The sequence below is a fragment of the Gimesia panareensis genome (assembly GCF_007748155.1).
GTDB lineage: Bacteria > Planctomycetota > Planctomycetia > Planctomycetales > Planctomycetaceae > Gimesia > Gimesia panareensis.
In genome coordinates this window covers 3,581,022-3,600,240 of the sequence record NZ_CP037421.1, presented here as the reverse complement: position 1 = coordinate 3,600,240, position 19,219 = coordinate 3,581,022, and the positions used below count along the sequence as shown (strand labels likewise).

Annotated in this window: 15 protein-coding genes; 10 read left to right on the top strand and 5 right to left on the bottom strand. The window is 53.8% G+C overall.

All coding sequences use genetic code 11. From position 1 onward, the window contains the following. Positions 1-324 precede the first annotated feature (324 nt). The 3 genes from Enr10x_RS13660 (at position 325) to Enr10x_RS13650 (ending at position 5,048) form a co-directional block, all read left to right on the top strand. Positions 325-1,524, top strand: a complete 1,200-nt coding sequence (locus Enr10x_RS13660) for a Gfo/Idh/MocA family protein (protein WP_197997603.1) — start codon at positions 325-327, stop codon at positions 1,522-1,524. A gap of 190 nt (positions 1,525-1,714) precedes the next feature. Further along, positions 1,715-3,286 carry a dicarboxylate/amino acid:cation symporter gene (locus tag Enr10x_RS13655; protein WP_197997602.1) on the top strand — a complete coding sequence of 524 codons (1,572 nt, stop codon included), beginning with the start codon at positions 1,715-1,717 and terminating at the stop codon, positions 3,284-3,286. Between the two features lie 196 nt (positions 3,287-3,482). Beyond that, a complete protein-coding gene (locus Enr10x_RS13650; RefSeq protein WP_145449939.1) occupies positions 3,483-5,048 on the top strand; it encodes a PP2C family protein-serine/threonine phosphatase in 1,566 nt (521 codons plus the stop codon). A 28-nt stretch (positions 5,049-5,076) separates the two neighbouring features. Here the strand turns inward: Enr10x_RS13650 and Enr10x_RS13645 are convergent, their stop codons facing one another. After that, positions 5,077-6,339 (bottom strand): GNAT family N-acetyltransferase, encoded by a 1,263-nt coding sequence (locus Enr10x_RS13645; RefSeq protein WP_145449936.1) that lies wholly within the window; start codon positions 6,337-6,339, stop codon positions 5,077-5,079. Positions 6,340-6,640: 301 nt separating this feature from the next. After that, positions 6,641-8,722, bottom strand: coding sequence for a HEAT repeat domain-containing protein (locus tag Enr10x_RS13640; protein WP_197997601.1), 2,082 nt, complete (start codon positions 8,720-8,722; stop codon positions 6,641-6,643). Between the two features lie 298 nt (positions 8,723-9,020). Between Enr10x_RS13640 and Enr10x_RS13635 the strand changes: the two genes are divergently transcribed. From Enr10x_RS13635 to pckA, 5 genes are all read left to right on the top strand, one after another. Further along, entirely contained in the window at positions 9,021-9,770 is a 750-nt protein-coding gene (locus Enr10x_RS13635) for a hypothetical protein (RefSeq protein WP_145449930.1), read from the top strand. 18 nt (positions 9,771-9,788) lie between these two features. Next, entirely contained in the window at positions 9,789-10,610 is an 822-nt protein-coding gene (locus Enr10x_RS13630) for a formylmethanofuran dehydrogenase subunit C (protein ID WP_145449926.1), read from the top strand. Between the two features lie 40 nt (positions 10,611-10,650). Beyond that, positions 10,651-12,312 (top strand): fatty acid CoA ligase family protein, encoded by a 1,662-nt coding sequence (locus tag Enr10x_RS13625; RefSeq protein WP_145449923.1) that lies wholly within the window; start codon positions 10,651-10,653, stop codon positions 12,310-12,312. Next, complete coding sequence (locus Enr10x_RS13620; RefSeq protein WP_232093383.1) at positions 12,288-13,310, top strand: NAD-dependent epimerase/dehydratase family protein; 1,023 nt, start codon at positions 12,288-12,290, stop codon at positions 13,308-13,310. The genes Enr10x_RS13625 and Enr10x_RS13620 overlap by 25 nt, the downstream gene beginning before the upstream one ends. 186 nt (positions 13,311-13,496) lie before the next feature. Continuing rightward, entirely contained in the window at positions 13,497-15,083 is a 1,587-nt protein-coding gene (gene pckA / locus Enr10x_RS13615; RefSeq protein ID WP_197996489.1) for a phosphoenolpyruvate carboxykinase (ATP), read from the top strand. Here pckA and Enr10x_RS13610 read toward each other — a convergent pair. Next, positions 15,080-15,592 (bottom strand): endonuclease V, encoded by a 513-nt coding sequence (locus Enr10x_RS13610; RefSeq protein ID WP_145106846.1) that lies wholly within the window; start codon positions 15,590-15,592, stop codon positions 15,080-15,082. The genes pckA and Enr10x_RS13610 overlap by 4 nt on opposite strands. 124 nt (positions 15,593-15,716) lie before the next feature. On the opposite strand from Enr10x_RS13610, the gene Enr10x_RS13605 reads away from it, so the two are divergent. Continuing rightward, positions 15,717-16,307 (top strand): DUF6940 family protein, encoded by a 591-nt coding sequence (locus tag Enr10x_RS13605; RefSeq protein ID WP_145106848.1) that lies wholly within the window; start codon positions 15,717-15,719, stop codon positions 16,305-16,307. Between the two features lies 1 nt (position 16,308). Here Enr10x_RS13605 and Enr10x_RS13600 read toward each other — a convergent pair whose 3' ends face one another. After that, a complete protein-coding gene (locus Enr10x_RS13600) occupies positions 16,309-17,265 on the bottom strand; it encodes a hypothetical protein (RefSeq protein ID WP_145106850.1) in 957 nt (318 codons plus the stop codon). Between the two features lie 149 nt (positions 17,266-17,414). On the opposite strand from Enr10x_RS13600, the gene Enr10x_RS13595 reads away from it, so the two are divergent. Beyond that, positions 17,415-18,254 (top strand): hypothetical protein, encoded by an 840-nt coding sequence (locus Enr10x_RS13595; RefSeq protein WP_145106852.1) that lies wholly within the window; start codon positions 17,415-17,417, stop codon positions 18,252-18,254. Between the two features lie 150 nt (positions 18,255-18,404). Here Enr10x_RS13595 and Enr10x_RS13590 read toward each other — a convergent pair whose 3' ends face one another. After that, on the bottom strand, positions 18,405-19,115 hold the full coding sequence (locus Enr10x_RS13590) for a sulfite oxidase-like oxidoreductase (RefSeq protein ID WP_145106855.1): 711 nt from the start codon (positions 19,113-19,115) through the stop codon (positions 18,405-18,407). Between the last annotated feature and the right edge of the window lie 104 nt (positions 19,116-19,219).

The following is a 19,219-nucleotide window of genomic DNA, read 5'->3' as shown; positions in this document are numbered from 1 at the left end:
CAGAAAACCTCTTTGACTTCGATCAGGATTTCCAATCGATTCGGCCTGAACACAGGCTGACATTCACAATTGTATCTAAGATTCCATGATTACGCCAGACTTGATTCAGATGAAAGCAGAGAGGAAACCGGGATGTGAAACTGCGCGTTTTGCATTGAAAATTCGCCCTGAAAATCGCATTGGTTGTAATTCCGAACCGTCAAAAGTATGCTGCTTTGTAAGTGGCAGTCAATCAGACTGGTCAGATTCAACATCTCGCAGCTCAACTCTAACTCGTCTATCCATACGGGTCTGGAATGAATCAACAAGGGGAGGAATGCAACAATGGAAACTATGAACGGTCAGCTCAAACGTAAATTGCGAATGGCACTTGTCGGTGGGGGACAGGGTTCGTTTATCGGTCGTGTGCATTCCATCGCTGCCTGTCTGGATAATCGTGCCGAACTGGTGGCAGGTGCACTCTCGTCCAATCCGGAAAAAGCCAAAGCGTCAGCGCCTGCTTATGACATTCCTCCCGAACGGGCCTATGGCTCCATCGAAGAGCTGATCGAAAAAGAATCCGCATTACCCGAAGATCAGCGGGTTGATTTTATCAGTATCGCCACCCCGAATTTCACACATTTCCCGATTGCCAGGGCCGCTGTCGAAGCGGGATTCAATGTAATCTGTGATAAGCCGATGACCTTCGATCTGGCACAGGCGGAAGAACTGAAAGCTCTGGTTGAAAAATCAGGCGTGGTCTTTGCCGTCAGTCACAACTACACAGGCTATCCACTGGTACGGATGGCACGGGAAATGATCCTGAATGGTGAATTTGGTGAAATTCAGGCGGTCCGTTCGAACTACATTCAGGGCTGGTTACGCAAACGCATTGAAGAGGAAGATCAGAAACAGGCGGCCTGGCGAACCGATCCGTCGAAATCCGGTGCAGCGGGTGCCTTCGGCGACATCGCTACCCATGCCTACAACCTGGGACGCTACATGACCGGCCTGCTGCCGGCTGAGATTTCCTGTAACCTCAAGATTTATGCCCCGGGACGTCAGTTGGATGACTATGGGCACGCCGTGATCCGTTTCCAGAACGGAGCAATGGGGACCGTGACTGCCAGCCAGATTTCCCACGGACGCGAAAACGATCTGTTCATCGAAATTGACGGTACCAAAGGGGCACTGGCCTGGCGACAGGAAGAACCCAACCAGATGATTGTTCGCCGAAACGGGCAACCCCATGCAATTTACACCCGTGATCCCAACGCTCCGTTCATGAATGAGGGAGGGGCGGCTGCCTGTCGTCTGCCCGCCGGTCATCCGGAAGCCTTCTTTGAAGCGTTTGCCAACATTTACCGTTCAGCCTTTGATGCGATGATTCAGCGGATTACCGGTGAATCGTTTGAACCGAAAAACACGATCTATCCCAACGTCTATGATGGTGTGGAAGGAATGTTCTTCATTCAGCAGTCGGTAGCCAGCAGCAAGGAAAATGGAGCCTGGCTGCCATTCGAATGCGATTGCGCTCGCAGCTAAACCCGAGACAAAGAAAGAATATCGGGGTTAAAACCACTAAAATCAGGTATTTCCGGACCCGCCGGAGGATCGACTTCGGTCCTCCGGTTCGGGTTCGATCTGTATCGAGCATTGCTGTTCGACAGACGCGGGCATGCTGACAGTGGTCTGGTGAGTCATAGTCATGTTGAAATCGGGAAGTTGGTGTTTCATGAAGAACCTGCCGCTGCATTACCAGATCCTCATCGCGTTAATCGCCGGGACCGTTCTAGGTTTTCTGTTTAATCCCGGGGAAACTCAGTTGGCAGCCCTGACGCTGACCGTCAGCCCGCAAGGTGGTGGCTATCAGGTAGTCCAGGAGGAGCAGGACCACGATCAGCAGACGTATCAGTTCCCCGACCGCGATGCGCTGGTGAAAAGGTATCCTGAACTGAAAAAACTGTTTGTGTCTGGCGACCTGAAAGAACCCCAGACCATTGAAGTCAGTGGGCGGATGATTCATATCGTGGACTCGGCACGCGAAGTTCATCTGACGTATACCCGAACCGTGAATAAAAAAATCACGGTCACTACATATACCGCGGCGAACGGCGAAGAACTGGTCGCGAAATATCCGCAATGGAAAACGGAATATGAACTGTTCGGAAATACGATTTCTCAGAAAGTGATGGCGATTTCCAAGTGGGTCGGGGACCTGTTCCTGCGCCTGCTCAAGATGGTGACTATCCCCCTGATTGTAACCTCACTGATCACCGGGATTGCGAGCCTGGGAAACGCGACCCGCTTTGGAGCCATGTTCTCGCGGACACTGTTGTATTACCTCTCGACCAGCCTGCTGGCCATCTTCACCGGGATTTTTGTCGTGAACCTGATCCGTCCGGGGATCGGGGCAGAACTTCCCGGGGGGAACGGATCGCTTTCTTCAGGACAGGAATCGATTGGCTCGATCTTTGTGGATATGGTCGATCGGCTGATTCCCACCAATATTATTCACTCACTGGGGGAAGGGGAGTTTCTTTCGATCATTTCATTCAGCATCCTGTCCGGGATTTTCATCATTCTCGTGGGGGGCAAGCATGCCAAAACCCTGACTGATATTTTCCAGGCGGGATTTGAAGTCATGATGCGGATGACGATGTTTATCATCAGTCTGGCCCCGATTGGCGTGTTGGCCTTTATGGTTTATGCCGTTTCCTCACAGGGCATTGAGATCTTCAAGACGCTCAGCTGGTATATGGTCGCGGTACTGCTCGCTTTGCTGATACATGCGACTGTGATTCTACCCTGTCTGCTGAAATTCATTGCGCGGCGTTCTCCACTGGAATTCGCCCGCGCGATGGGGCCGGCATTGATGACCGCTTTCTCGACAGCGTCTTCGAACGGAACCCTGCCGCTGACAATCAGCTGCGTCGAAGAGAATGCCGGGGTCTCCAACGAGGTCAGTTCCTTTGTTCTGCCCCTGGGGGCCACCATAAATATGGATGGGACAGCACTTTATGAAGCAGTCGCGGTGCTGTTTATTGCTCAGGCTTATACCGGTGAAGTATTGCCGGTCCAGCAGCAGATCCTGGTGGCGATTACCGCGCTGCTGGCAAGTATCGGTGCCGCCGGGATTCCGCATGCCGGCCTGGTGATGATGGCGATTGTTCTGCAGGCAGTAGGATTGCCTCTCGAAGCTCAGGGCGTGATCATCGCTGTTGACCGTGTACTGGACATGTGCCGCACATCCGTGAATGTCTGGAGTGATTCCTGCGGGTGTGCGATCATCGAACGCTACCGCTAAGCGTTTTCGGTTTGCCTCAAGTTCAATCGAACAGGATAATTTCCGGATTCTGAGGTGAATTCGCTCTCTATAACCGCTCTAACCGTTACCGTCAGACGCGCGTCAAGCTATTGGGGCTCAGGCGGACGATACAGGATGAAGGAGCATTCTATGCTTGAACGACTCAACTCAGTTTCGGCGTCTTGGATCAGGTGTAATGGAACAGGTACTCACCGCACAACCCCTGGAATGGATTCATGGTCTGTGTGATCAGTTTACGGAGATTACTGGCTGGCCGCTGCATTTTACGCCTGCCAAGCCCGGCGAGCGAAAGTCCCTGGAAGCCGAGCTCTGTCAGAATGCCAAGTACTGCTGGTATGAATCGATCGAAGACGGCAAGCAGACTCTGGGATATCTTTACCTGACGTTGCCCCACGAGACTGCGAATGACCACATGTTTGTGACGGCAATCAAGCTGGCAGAACTGGTGGGGGGACTGATTTCCCGGATCGAGACCATGGGCTCTTCACTGGAGCTCAAAAACCGTGAAGTCACGACATTGATGGATGTCGGCCTGTCGGTCACCCGGCAGGAGGGCCTGCAGGATGCATTACAGAAACTGCTGGAAGCAGCGCTGCAGCTGACCGGGTTTCGTGCTGCCGGTTTTTTCCTGTTGAATTCGGAATCCAATCAACTCTCGCTTCGCGTACAATATTGCCTGCATTCGTTCGAAATTCCCTTCCATCGTCGAAAACTCAAAGAATCTCCCCCTGATCTGGAAGCCTTTTCCAATGAAGCCCTGATCGTGCATCGACAGGAGAGTCCGGAACTGGCCCGCTGGTTGCCTGAAGGATGCCTGACGGGAGTCTGTGTTTCCGTGCAGTCTGAGACGGGGCCTTTTGGAACATTGTGGGCCTATGATCGCCGGGCACGCCATCTGAATGAACGTGATATTCATATTCTGAAATCGATTGGTGCCCAGGTCAGTACCATCCTGGAACGGGCCGTTCTGCTCAAGGAAAGTCAGAATCAGCTGCGCCTCAAAAAAGAACTCAAGGTGATTTCGGAATCCTTTCCCGTGGAGCTGGCGCGTGAGCCTGACTGGGATCGAGAATTTCAGGCTGCGGTCCAGTCGATCAGCCATCACGAAGTGGGGGGCGATCTCTGCGAATTCATCTCTCTGTCTCCGTATGTGACCTGTTTTGCGCTGGGCGATGCTTCAGGGGACAGTATCCCGGCTGCAGTCGTGATGGCTTCAGTCCGCGGAGCCTTGCGTACCTTGACCGAGGGACCGATCGAACAGGCCAAAGATACACGGCACGTCATCGGTCGGATCAATACGGCTCTGTATCATACGTCACTGCCTCACCAGTTCATGAGCATGATGTATGGGGTGATCGACACTCGGGCTCGGACGTTTACTTACACCAATGCGGGGCATCCCGCTCCGTTCTGGGTGCATAAAGGGAAGATCACGACCCTGACTTCGCACGGTATGTTGCTGGGGGTCACGGAATCCAATGATTATGACTATTCCGTCATCCCCATCTGTAAGAATGATATCATCGTCGGGTTCAGTGACGGCATCAGCGAAGCGATGAGCAGCGAACGGAAAATGTTCCGCTCCGATGGCATCATGAAGGTTCTGGAAAATCACATTGAAGATACCGCAGAAGAGGTGATGAAGGGCATTTGGTCGAAACTGCAGCAACACCTCGAAGGGGGCAACGATGGTGACGACCGCACCCTGATGGTCGTGAAATTTGCCCCTAACGCAGAGTGAGAACAGATTTCCGGACTCTGCAAAGACCTCAGCCGACAATGCGGAAAGGGGGACGCTCCGAACTCGTGTGTGTCGGGACTGGTTGTTCGACTGGCCAGTCATCAGGCGCCACGGCTGCCAGTTCGATACTGGGCTGCGTTTCTCTGGTTTCTGTCACTGGCGGGACAGCCTCTGTTTGAGAGACTTTCGGCCTGGGCGCCGGTTTCTGTAACCAGCGGTTCAAACGCAGTAACTGTGTCCGGGGAGCAGTCAGCGGAAAATGCGAGCAGCGATAGCTTTTCAGGATTTGATTTGTCCACAGGCCTGCAGAAGGCAGCCCGACTAATCCCAGATTCAGGGCCGGTTCTCCATCCTGGATGGACTGCCGGATCATCTGTGAGAGCAAGGTTGTGAGCGTCTCTGGTGATGTACCAGGCATACGCCCCAGCGCCAGGTAATCGGTATCTGCAGCGTACTGTAGACCGTAGGCAAACGCGGCGACGGTGTGGTTGACGAACAATGCGTCAATGCGCGCCATGCCAGCTCGGGCTGCTGGCCCATGGATGTCCCTCAGAAAGGCCAGTTTTTGTTTGAGAGAAAACTCTCCTCCCGCGATCAGTGTCTGTTTGCCGGCCTGGAAATCCATCTGTTCAAATTGAGCCCAGAGATCCCAACGCGGATTCCAGCCCGGCGCCAGCGGATCTTCCAGGCGTGAGCGGTAGAAAGAAACGTGTCCGCTCTGTGCAGTAATTTCCTCTGCCTGTTCGATGCGGTTTCTTGTTTCAGGAGAACGACTGGCAAGATACTCGATCCAACTGGTATCACTGGTGTTTACCATGCTCAATCGACGCCAGATCGCAGGGCTCCCCTGGTAGCCGACTGATTTCAATGCATTGGAGGTTCTTCGATGATCGTGTCCGTCCTGGTCAATGTATCGCAGGTCGATCAGGTCCCAGTCTCGACGGGAGGAACGAATATGCCTGAGGGCGGTGACCATAGTCGCCGCCGGGTTTCCACCGATCTGGCCAAAGAAAGTTCCCCAACTGTCCAGTGGATAGGTCAGGACGCGGAGCGTTCCCAGGGGCGTGGAAACCGGTTTTACGACCAGAGGGACAATCCCGATGATTTTGTTTCGTAAGGTGACCAGAAGAACGCGGAGTTTCAGATCTTTGCCGAAATGGGCCCAGTATTGTTCCAGCCATTCCGGGGAATGGGCAAACGTGGCTCCTTTGGTTTTGCCGAGTAGAGCACGCCACGCCAGTCGAAAGTGATCAATGCGATCAATGTCGTTGATTTCAGCAACTGTAATCATGGCAGCTCCCGTACAAGTTCCAAGTGCGATTTCAGGTCCTCTCACAATACAGCAGGATTAGAACCGCAAGATCCATGCCAGTATCTGAGGGAAGCCAATCTCACAAACGGTCTGCTGTGAATGACGAGGGAGTTGGAGCCGTTCGTTCTCGTAAGTTGTTTGCAGACAGCTGTTACGCGTCGACACTGTTGCCCATTCGATCGGAGCCGCTGTACTTGTCAGTAGATCTGGTGCAATTGGGATGTTGTATCTGATCAACAAATCGGCGGAGATGTTGATCAAAGGCAACAGGCCCTGAGAATCAGCTGCTCAGTTTTTTGAGTGCTGCTTCCGCTGCCTTTTTAACACGCGGGTCTTTATCTTTGGTTGCGGTTTCCAGAGCCTGTTTAATTTCCGGGGTTTTGATGCCGTAGTCACCCAAGCTGATCGCGGCTTCCAGACGGGCATCCGGATTGGGATGATCGGTCACCACTTTCGCCATCACGGGAGCCGCTTTTTCGGCCCGTGTTGGTGTCGGATCAATTTTAGTCAGTGCCCAGAGTGTGACCGCGTTTTCCATACCGTTGCTGGAATCGAGTGACTTTTCTAGCTGGGGCGCTTCTGCTTTGGCTGCTTTCCCGAACCGTGCCATGGCGTAAGTGGCGATCAGTCTGAGATCGATATTGCCGGAATTCAGATAGGGGGCAATCGTCGAAATCGCCGATGAGGCATCCGGACCAATCTCCGCCAGGGCTGTGATCAGTTCCTGAATGACCCGTGGATTTTGCTCTTCTTTGAGGGCCGCGGTTAAAGCAGGAATGGCAGATTTCGCCTGGGGGCCCATCAGGGAAATCGCATTCGCGGCTTCACGACGGACCAGGGGACGTTCGTCAGAGAGTGCTTTCGTCAGGCCCGGCAGGGCTGCTTTGACGGTTTCCGGATCGTGGGGATTATTGCGGACCAGCGCCCAGGCACAGACAAGTTGCAGGCGTTCGTCATCCCCAGGGGCAGCAGCATATTTTTTAATCAGGGGGATCGCTTTCTCGCTGCCAATTTTAGAAAGTGCGAAGACGGCTGCATTCCGGGTCTTGCCTTCAGATGTCTTGAGGATATCCAGTAATGCAGGCTCAGCAGCTTTGGCAGCCGGTCCGATCTCTCCCAGGCTGGTGATCGCGGTATTTTTGACTTCCGGATCAGGAGAGCCCAGCAGCTTGAGCAGTTCCGGGACGGAATCTTTGGATGCGGCACCAATTTCACCCAGCACGTGAACCGCCAGTAATTTGAGTGGTGAGTCATCTTTGAGCATTTTGTTTAATGCGGGGACCGAGGCATCGCCAATCCCAGCCAGAGCGGAAGCGCTTGTCAGGGTCAGTGCGACAGGGCCTGCCTGCATTGCAGAGGCCAGTTCGGGGACTGCGGGAGCTGCAGCGGGTCCGATCGCACCCAGTGCGGTAGCCGCATCCAGTTTGACATTGAGTTCAGGGTCGGCCAGCAGCTTCGTCAAAGCGGGAACAGCGGATTTGGCTTCCGGGCCAAAGTCTCCCAGGGAAATCGCGGCGTGGGCACGAACGATCGGTGATTCATTCGTCAACAGGCCAGTCAGAGCAGGGACGACTTTGTCGGGCTGGGAACGGATATTTCCCAAAGCATGAGCGGCTCTCCAGACCAGACTGGGATCGTCAATTTTTTCGACGATTTTGAGCAACGTCGGAATGGCTGATTCGCCGCCGGCTCCCATCTGTGCCAGAACATCACAGATCTGCCGACATTCATCGGTATGCTGTGCCTGATGTTCGTGTTTGAGTGTGGCCAGCAGCGGTTTGACAGCGGGGGCGCCAATCTGTGAGAGTCCCAGTGCGGCATCGTTGCGGACTTCATTGATCGAAACATTCAGCCCCTCCATCAGAATTGGAATGGCCTGTTTCAGGATTTCTTCATTATCAGGATCGATTTTAGCTGCAGCCCAGGCAGCCGAGATTTTCAGATAGGAGTTATTACTTTCCAGCAGAGGGCTGATCTGCTTCATGGCAGGCTTCGCCTGGGGACCGATCTGCCTGAGTGACTGCAGGGCGTTATACTTGAGAATCACTGAATAGCCGCGCAGAATTTTGGCCAGTTCGGGAACTGCGGCAGCAGCATCCGGTCCGATCTTGCCCAGTGCGATAATCGCTTCACTGCGGGCTGCGACCGAGCCGTCCTTGACCACATTGATTAAGGCCGGCACCGCCGATTTGGCACTGGGGCCCAGTTCGCCCAGCTGGTGGGCTGCGAGTGCTTGCGCGTCTTCATTTTCGCTTTTCAGTTCCCGGACCAGCGAATCGACGTCCGTACTGGCTGCGAAAAGGAAAGGAGTCGAGAGCAGACAGATCGCCAAAGTGAGTCCTGCAGTAAGTAACTGACGCATGAGCATGGTTCCTGGAGCTGATCGTTGCGAGAGCCAGTCATCTGTGATAAGCAAAGAATTCATCTTACCTTCAGATGAAAGACTGGCGAAAAAGATTCGAGAACATTATGCTATAATAGATATCATGATGTGAGTTTAAAAATCAAGCAATTCTGCTCGGTTTCATCAGGAAATCACATAAGCCGTCTGCAACGAATCCGATTTCAAGCGGTCGGGCGAGGAACACTCAATTTACGCTCCGAGGTCTAAAATGAAAACAGTCACTTTGAAAATGAGCTTGTGTGGACTGGGAATCTTAATGCTGTTTTCTGCTGGTCATTTCCTGATGGCAGGGCCCTGGTACAGAAGCAGCAATGTTTACTACTGGCCTGGACGGTATAGCCCTGCTATCTACAGCCCCTGGTACGGAGGTTATTACTCTGGAGGCTGGGGCTCTCCGGTCGATGCTCTCGGTTCCCGATATCAGGGTATGGCCGATCTGGTGCGTGCTCAAGGACAGTCCCAGCTGGATCGCACAAAAGCCATGGTCAATTATCAGGATGCCCGGAGCAAGTATATCGATAACCAGAAAAAACTGGCTGATACTTACGTTTCGATGCAGAAGGCGCAGCGGGCCTACAACCAGGAAAAGGCTGCCATGGAGAAAGAACGGGAAGCCCAGCAGGAAGCCGCGCGGCAGAAACGGGTCGAAGCAAATGAGAAACGTCTGGCATCCGGGACCCCCGTGTATTATCAACCTGGTTTCACTCAAACTGATAGCAGCCTGAGTGCCAGTCAGCTGAATCCGGCAACGGGAGAGATTTCCTGGCCCGAAGCGCTGATGGGGGATGAGTACAAGGCTTCTCGTGACAAGCTGCAGGAACTCTTTAAGCTGCGTGACTCAACCGGCGCTACCTCTGAAATCTCTCAGGAGATTTATGACGAGGCGCAGGTGATGAAGAATCAGTTGCGGGGACAGATTAAGGATATGCTTCCCAATGACTATCTGGCAGCACGCCGCTTCATCGAAGGCCTGTCCAACATGGGCCAGAAAACTGTCAACAGCTGATTAAAGAATCTCTCACGAATGGCCCTCAAGTTTACGCTTAAACAGACACTCACGGTTTCTCTTGAAGTCGATTCGGTGAGTCATGCTTCAGTGAGCGGTCAGTCGCTGAAGCAGGTCTGTGCACTGCCGGTCCTGCACGGAAGCTGCCGGTCGACTCTGGGCGATTTCTTTGATGTGCAGCAGAGTGACTCAGATCCGGATCTGATCGTCTTCAGTGGTGATTGCTCCCGTGTTAAATATATTGGCGCTGGTCTGTCGACAGGTCGCATACGCGTCGAAGGTAATGCGGGTATGCACCTGGGGGCTGAGATGACCGGAGGCGAAATTCTCGTCCAGGGTGATGTGGCAGACTGTGCAGCAACCGAAATGAAGGGAGGCACTCTCAGCATTCAAGGCAATGCCGGTGATCTCCTGGGAGCTGCTTTTCCCGGCAGTAAACGGGGCATGCAGGGAGGCACGATCTTAGTCAACGGGAACGTCGGAAATGAGGCAGGCCAGCGGATGCGGCGTGGTTCGATCGTGATCGGCGGCAATGCGGGAGACGCGACCGGCTTTGATATGATTGCGGGTTCCATCTTTACTTTCGGAACAATGGGAGCACTGGCTGGTGCCGGCATGCGGAGAGGGACGCTCGGATTGCTGGGAGATGCTGGGGAGCCGGAACTGCTGCCTACGTTCCGTTACTCGTGTCTGTATCGGCCCACCTGGCTCTCATTTTTTCTACGACAATTGAAAGACGCCGGTTTCCCGGTACCGGAGAACTGTTTCAGCAGTGAATATCGACGCTATTGCGGCGATTTTCTGGCCTTAGGGAAGGGGGAAATTCTGGTTCGCCAGTAAAGGATGTTTCCCTTTTTCAGATGCTGCGTACCTGTCTGCCATGTCTGCTCAATTCAACATAGCTGACCGTCTTCGCCAGTCAGCTCAAGCCTGGCCTTTTCAAAAAGCAGTTGTCTTTCCAGCGGGGAAAGATCGACGGGGGCGGTATACTTACAGCAGCCTGACCTTTCAACAGCTGGATCAGGAGAGTGATCGCCTGGCTCGGGGACTGATCCAGCTGGGGGTGAGACCCGGCACGCGGATGGCACTGATGGTGCGCCCCAGCCTGGAGTTCATCGCTCTGACATTTGCCATGTTTAAAGCGGGGGCGGTGATCATACTGATTGATCCTGGTATGGGCCGCAAGAATATCATTCGCTGCCTGTCTGAAGTAGAACCGGAAGGCTTTGTTGCAATTCCTCTGGCCCAGCTGTTTCGCAAGCTCAAGCGACGAAGTTTTCCCAAAGCCCGGCTGAATGTGACAGTGGGAAAACCGGTTTTGACCTCGGGCATCGACTACCACTGGTTACTCGGGGCACAATGGACGCCTTTTGAAATCGTCCACCGGACCCGTACCGATCCGGCAGCGATCATTTTTACCAGCGGGAGCACCGGACCGCCGAAAGGGGTCGCCTATGAGCACGGCATGTTCTGGTCCCAGGTCGATCTGCTGCGCGATTACTACCAGATTCAACCAGGAGAAGTCGATCTGCCGGGATTTCCCCTGTTTGCACTGTTCAACTCAGCTATGGGGGTGACCACGGTCGTGCCCGATATGGATCCGACGAAGCCAGCCCGGGTCGATCCACGGAAAATCATCCGCCAGATGAATGACCAGGGAGTCACGCAGGCCTTTGGTTCTCCAGCGATGTGGAATCAGATCGGCCGGTACTGTGAAACGCACAACATCAAACTGCCTTCATTAAAGCGCGTCCTTTCTGCGGGTGCACCGGTACCGGTACACGTGATTGAACGGATGCGTCAAACATTTACCAGCCCGGACGCGGATATCAATACTCCCTATGGGGCGACGGAGTCATTGCCTGTGGCCTCTATCCGTGGAAGGGAAGTTCTGGAAGAAACTTCGCAGCAGACGGCTACCGGAGCCGGGACCTGCGTCGGCACGCCGTTTCCCGGGGTGCAGGTCAAGATTATTCAGATCCACAACAATCCGATCGCATCGATCGAACAGGCTGTGGAATTGCCGACTGGCGAGATTGGGGAGATCATCGTGCAGGGACCGATGGCCACCCGCGAATATTTTCTGCGTCCTGAAGCGACGCGTCTGGCCAAAATTCCGGATGGAGAACGGTTCTGGCATCGGATGGGGGACGTCGGTTATCGGGATGGACAGGGGAAGCTCTGGTTCTGTGGTCGCAAAGCGCACATGGTCGAAACAGCAGAAGGGTCCATGTTTACTATCTGCTGCGAGGCGATTTTCAATCAGCATCCGCGGATCTATCGCAGTGCCCTGGTGGGTGTTGGCTCCAGGCCGAATCAGCGGCCCGTGATCATCGTGGAACCGGAACAGGGGGACTTCCCCGAAAGTCAAACCGCGCGCGAGCAACTCACCGAAGAACTGCTCGAACTGGGGCAGGGAAATCCGCTGACGAAATCGATCAGCACCGTGCTGTTCCATCATTCGCTGCCCGTCGACATTCGGCATAATGTCAAAATCTTCCGAGAGAAGCTGGCACCATGGGCAGAAAGGCAGGTCGGATGAAAGTCCTCGTGACCGGGGGCGGCGGCTTCCTGGGGCTGTATATCGTCGAACAACTGGTGCAAGCGGGCGAAACGGTACGCGTCTTCTGTCGGGGGGAGTACCCGCGTCTCAAAGAACTGAATGTGGAAACGGTTCAGGGAGACATTCGGGACGCTGCTGCGGTACAGCGGGCCTGCGCAGGCATCGAGACCGTCTATCATACCGCTGCAGTCTCCGGGATCTGGGGGCCGTGGGATTATTTTTATGGCATCAATACGCAGGGAACATTGAACGTTCTGGATGCCTGCAAAACGCAGGGGGTGACCCGGCTGATTTACACCAGTTCACCCAGCGTAGTTTACGATGGCACTCCCCATGAGAATGCCAGTGAAAAGCTTCCCTACAGCCAGAATTTTCTCTGTCATTATCCTCATACAAAAATGCTGGCCGAAAAGGCGGTCCTGGCAGCCAATGGTGAGCAGGGGTTGGCGACGGTCGCTTTGCGGCCACATCTGATCTGGGGACCCCGCGATAACCATCTGATCCCCCGGCTGATTCAGCGTGCCAAATCGGGCCGATTACGCCAGGTCGGGACCGGCGACAATCTGATCTCGATGAGTTACGTCGAAAACGCGGCTGCCGCCCATCTGCAGGCTGCGGCGCGGTTGTTTTTTGACTCTCCCGTCGGAGGGCAAGCCTATTTTATCAATGAACCAGAGCCAGTGGTGATGTGGGAGTGGATCAATCAGTTGCTCACGACAGCGGGATTGCCACCCGTGCAGAAACGGATCTCTGCCAGGGCGGCGAACCGAATCGGTGCGGTTTTGGAGTTTTTGTACCGTACTCTGCATCTGCCAGGTGAACCGCCAATGACCCGCTTTCTCGCCTCACAGTTGAGCAGTTCCCACTATTACGACATCAGTCGTGCGCGGCTTGACTTTGGATATGCACCTCTGGTCAGTTTTGACGAGGCAATGCAGCGAATGGAGCCGGAACTGAAGCGCCTGGCCGCTCGTTGAACCGGGGAACTTTGTTTCTTCTGAGAAAACCGGACCTGCAGGTGAGAATCCCCCTTGGTGAAAGCTCGTCAGGTGATTAAACTTACGACGCACATCTTCTTTTGTTCTTTTGAAATCGTGGTTTGTCCTGCAGGTGAAGCGACCGCTGCGATTTGCGTGATTTGAGTTCTGAAAATGGAGTCGAAAATGGAGTCGTTTGATCTGTCGGAGCATGGTATCAATGTGGATTGGGTCATGCGGAACCCTGATCCTTCGATGTTGTACGAAGAAGCCATTCGCTATGAGCCGGGGACTTCGATCTCCGATACGGGGGCATTGATCGCCTATTCGGGCGAGAAGACAGGTCGTTCTCCGAAGGACAAACGCGTCGTCAAACACAAAAACTCCCAGGAAGATATCTGGTGGGGGGACGTGAATTACCCGCTGGAGCAGCATGCGTTTTACTGCAACCGGGAGCGGGCTACCGACTATCTGAATATCTGCCCCCACCTGTATGTGATTGATGCCTTTGCCGGCTGGGATCCGGAATACCAGATCAAGGTCCGTGTGATCTGCTCGCGACCCTATCATGCGCTGTTCATGCACAACATGCTGATTCGACCTACCGAAGAACAGTTGAAAGATTTCGGAAAGCCGGACTACGTAATTTACAATGCGGGTACTTTTCCCGCGAATCGTTTCACCACGGGGATGACTTCCAAAACCAGCGTTGATTTGAGCATCGAAGATGGTGAGATCGTCATCCTGGGAACCGAGTATGCCGGCGAAATGAAAAAGGGCATCTTTACGGTGATGAATTACCTGATGCCCAAACGCGGAATTTTGTCGATGCACTGCTCGGCGACTGCAGATAAGCAGACGGGGCGTTCTTCGGTGCTGTTCGGGTTGTCGGGGACGGGGAAGACGACTCTCTCGGCTGACCCCAAGCGGTATCTGATTGGTGACGATGAACACTGCTGGACCGATAACGGTATTTTCAATATCGAGGGGGGCTGTTACGCAAAAGCGATCTATCTGTCTCGCGAAAATGAACCGGAGATCTTCCAGGCGCTGCGTTACGGGGCGGTGCTGGAGAATGTGGTCTATGATGAAGCACGGCACCACGTGGACTTTAACGATACGAGCTTCACGCAAAATACGCGGGGAGCCTATCCGATCGAATATATGACCAGTGCGAAAATTCCCTGCGTGGCGGATCATCCCACCGATGTGATCTTCCTGACCTGTGATGCGTTTGGCGTGCTGCCTCCCGTAAGTAAACTGACTCCCGAGCAGGCCATGTATCACTTTATCAGTGGTTATACCGCGAAGGTGGCGGGCACAGAGATGGGAGTCAACGAACCGGAAGCGACGTTCTCACCCTGTTTTGGCGGCCCGTTCCTCGTCTGGCATCCCGGAAAATATGCGGATCTGCTGGCGGAGAAAATCCGCAAGTACAATGCGAATGTCTGGCTGGTCAACACCGGCTGGAACGGCGGTGCTTATGGGGTGGGCAACCGTATCAGCCTGCAGCACACGCGGGCAATCATTGATGCGATTCATTCAGGAACGCTCAACCATGCTCCGACAGAGGTTGATCCGATTTTTGGAACTGCAACGGTTACCAAATGCCCCGATGTGGATTCCAAAATGCTGGTGCCTCACAACTCCTGGGCTGATCAGAGTGCCTACAAAGAGACCGCGAAAAAACTGGCACATGCATTCAATCAGAACTTCATGAAGTATTCCTCCGGCGTTTCAGAAGAAGTCCTCGCGGCAGCACCCCAGGTTTAGATTTCATTTTTATCTGATCTGCAAAGCTGGTCGACCTGTTTGAGTAATGTCGGAATACGATATTCACCATGCATGGACTGGATTTTCTGTTGCGCTTCCGTCAGCGGAATACCCATGGCTGTCACGAATAGTGGATTCTGACTGCTGCCCCGCAGGATCTCGGTTTCCGTGGGAGTCTCGTTGAAACGGGATTTCGCCACCCCGATGACGGGTGTCTCTGAACCCAGCTCCTGAAAAAGATGCGCACCCAGTCCGGGTCGCTGATCTGCTCCCAGTGTGACGAAGCCGTCAATGACAACAGTTTCGAGTTTCTGTTCTACCTCATCGATCAGCGCGAGCAGGCAGGGAAGCTCACGTTTATAGAACTGTCCCGGTTCGTATTCGGCGACCTGGGGAATCGATTTCAGAAGGGATTTCGTGGCTTGATCGGATTCCCAGTCCTCGAACAATATTCCCGCTACGGTGGCTGAGTCGTCAGGGTGGTAGTAGACATCCAGAGCTAGATTCACAGGAAAGGCTTTCCGGATTAAAACAGGATCTCATATAATGTGGTTGACTGGCAGGATTGTATCATAGCTGTCAGGAAACACTTTGCCAGTCTGGAATCACTGACATCAGGAGTTGTGGAAATCAATGTGGGATGTAAAACGAGACCCACTGGCTGACTCGCAAAAGATCCGTTTCCTGCTGGAAGAAAATGCACAGAGTCTTAGCTTTGCAGACGTGCTGGAAAGATGGCGGGAGTGTCCTGACTTCAGTCTGTGGTTCAGCCAGCAACTGGCGGAATTGCCTTTCACTGCGTTTCGCTGGGAAACGCCTGCGGTGACTGCATCCACTGTGTCTCGACTTTTCGAGTTTGTGGTGATCGACAGTCCGGCTCTGGTCCGCCAGGCCGATCGAACCGCATTTACGGAGCATTTTTCATCTGCAGCACCTGAATCTGTCGTGAGCTTTTCCAATCTGAGAGGGGATGCCATTCTGGTCGTTCCCTGTCCCTCCCATTCAGCGGTGGATTATTGTCACCTGGCGGACTTTGTGCGTGGTGCGTCTGAATTGCAGCAACAGGAACTCTGGAAGACTGTCGGCACCGTGATGCAGGCCCGTCTCAATGAGCAGCCGGTCTGGCTAAGTACTGCAGGGGCGGGAGTTGCCTGGCTGCATGTCCGACTGGATGACCGACCGAAATATTATGGACATCAGCCTTATCGCTCAGAGAGAGTCTGATTTACTTCCCAGAGAATTTCTTTTCCAGCGTCAGGATCGCTTGTTTCACATCTTCCAGGGTACCAACCGCGACAAACACCTGAAAAGCGTATTTCCCGGGAGGCACACCCTGCGGATTCCGTACGCGAAACACACAGTTCCATTTTACCACTTTCTGAGGTGTAAAGCGGAAGCGACCGTAGCCGGCGTGCTCAAAGCCGGGGGAGGGTTGATCGGGCGAAAAGACCCCCATCGCGTACCGTTGATCTTGAGTGCTTAAAATAACGGGATCTTTCTGTTCGCCCGGCCCATCATCGAGCGGTTGCAGTTTGCCGGTTTCCGGATTGAGTTTCCAGAACAACTCAAACTCCGCAGGCATGTAGCCGGTGAGTGCTTCAAACTGGGCGTAGGTGTGGTGTTCCCCCTTAGGGATGGTAAAGGTGGCGCGATAATCGAGCACCTGGTCGAGGTTCTGGTAGCCGATCCGGACCTGTTTAGAAAGCAGATGGTTGGAAAGGGTCTTTTGATTAAGTGCCGGTCTGCCGGATGATTTCTGTCCGGGAGCCAGCCAGAATGCCATCTGGGTCGTCGTCTTTAATTCATTCTCCCGGGCCTGCAGGTGGAGCAGTTTGCTGGAAGAAGTGGGGCCCGCGCCGTCCGATCGCGAGCCGGCTTCGGTGGGATTAAATCGTTCAGCCCAGAATTCACCTGACTTTCCACAGTCAAAGCTGGCGGCAGACTGCAGCTGTCTGCCATGATCAAAACTGTCGATGAATTCTTTGCCGTTCCAGGTCAGTGAATGAATTGCCCCCGCCAGTCGGTTGGTCGTGGTGATGACAATTTCTGAATCTCCAGCCTTACGCCGGATCACTGCATTGCCATTGGGAGCAGCCTGCGTCACTCCGGCAATCAACAGCAAAGCAGACAAGATAAGAAAACAGTGAATGGATCGACGGGAGTTACACAAAACGAGTGACATGCAGGAGTTTCCTCTCAGAAACAAAGTTTTCTGTTTTTTTCTGGAAAGTGCTTTTGTAGCAGGGGTACGATGGAGGCAGAACTGGGCAAAAATCACTGACTGGGGAGGGTTCTGTGTCTGGGAATCAGGGTTTGCAACCGGGACGACGAATGAGGCTGCCATTGAGCCGCCGGTTCATTGTAGACTATCTCTATTTCACCAAAAAAGTTCCCAGCCAGCCCATCGCCCGCCTCTGTAATGTAAAACAACTTATCACGTTACGCAAACAGATTCCGCAGCGGATTGGCTGGTCTGCATTGATGCTAAAAGCAGCAGCAACACTCGCGGAGCGTAAACCTGAGTTGCGCTGTTGCTACATGAAGTGGCCCTGGCCACAGCTTTATCTACATCCACGACAGATCGCCTATCTGGCTGCCAGTCGCACTGTGGATGGTGTGGATTGGTTGTTCTTTCATCGAATTGAGCGTCCCGAGCGTTGTACGCTGATTGAGATTCAGGAGTCGATCGATGAATTTCGATCTCAACCTGCGGAAAAGAATCGCCTGTTCCAAAAGCGGCGGAATTTTTCCCGGTTGCCTTGGTTCATGCGCAGAGTTGTCTGGTGGTCTGCACTGAGCCTGTCAGCCCGTCTCAGGACCAGCCTCACGGGAACATTGGGTGTGACCTCCGTTTCTCAGCATGGAGCGACCAGTATCAGTCCACCTACGCTGGGCAATCTGGTTGTTAGTTATGGTCCGGTTCAAGACGACGGTTCTGTGCAGGTCACGTTCGTCTACGACCACCGGATTCTGGACGGGGGAATCGTGGCGCGGGCATTGCAGGAATTCGAGTCGATCTTGAATGGTGAAATCGCTGAAGAACTGACTGACCTGTCTCAACAGGCCGAATCGCAACAGGTTGCTCTGACTTATGTCCCTCTTCAGCCATCATCCAGTCAGCAGCCTGCTCATAGAGTTCCCTCTTTCCGGAAGCAGATTCAGCCAAAATGAATTGCAGAGCTGATTTCTGGTCCAGCCGGCGCATGTCTTTGAAAATCTACGTTCTAGAGGGTACTTCGTTGGTGACATTTCCAATGTGACTGATTGTTCCCTGCTTAGCAGTCAGCATCAAGTCAGGCGAGTGAACCGAATCGATCCTTGCTATGCTTCAAACCCGGGTGGAATCTGGTCCTTCGACTGAAAACGTTCGCCATCAGGATTGTTTTCATCAACCACCCAGGGATCGCCATGATTATGATAACCGCATCGCTCCCAGTAGCCAGGGGTGTCTTCGGCGACGAACTCGATCCGCTTGAGCCACTTCGCACTCTTCCAGGCATAGAGCAGGGGGACGATCAGCCGTAACGGACCGCCATGGTCCGGATCGAGGGGAGTCCCGTCGTGTGTGTCGCACAGCAGCACATCTTCTGACTGGAAGTCGGCCAGGGGGAGGTTGGTTGTCCACTCTCCATCATAGCCAGTCGCGATCACAAAACGGGCAGCCTGTTGTACACCAGCCCGTTGCATGATTTCACGTGCCGAGACCCCTTCCCAGAGATTACCCAGTCGGGACCAGCGTGTGACACAGTGGAAGTCGGCGAAAACCCGGGTGCGTGGCAGCCGTTGATATTCGTCCCAGCTGAAAGTGAGCGGCGTGTCGACCAGGCCTCCGACTTCAAGTTTCCAGGTGTCGAGATCAATCTGGGGGACCGTGGTGGCGTGGAGAACGGGCCACTTGCGGGTCCGGCTCTGGCCTGCGGGAATCCGTTCGGAGCGATGGGTGTCGGCGCTGATGATGATACCGGACTCCGGAGTCGGGGGGAGCGGTGGATTGTCGGCCTGGTATTTTTCATCGTCCGAGGTGTTATACATCTGTAAGCTCCGCAGGGGGTTAAGTAGTGCCTCAGGCTCTCTTTGACAGCGTGAAATATACGAAAATCATCGATTTTATCCAGACGTAGATATTACAAATGCCC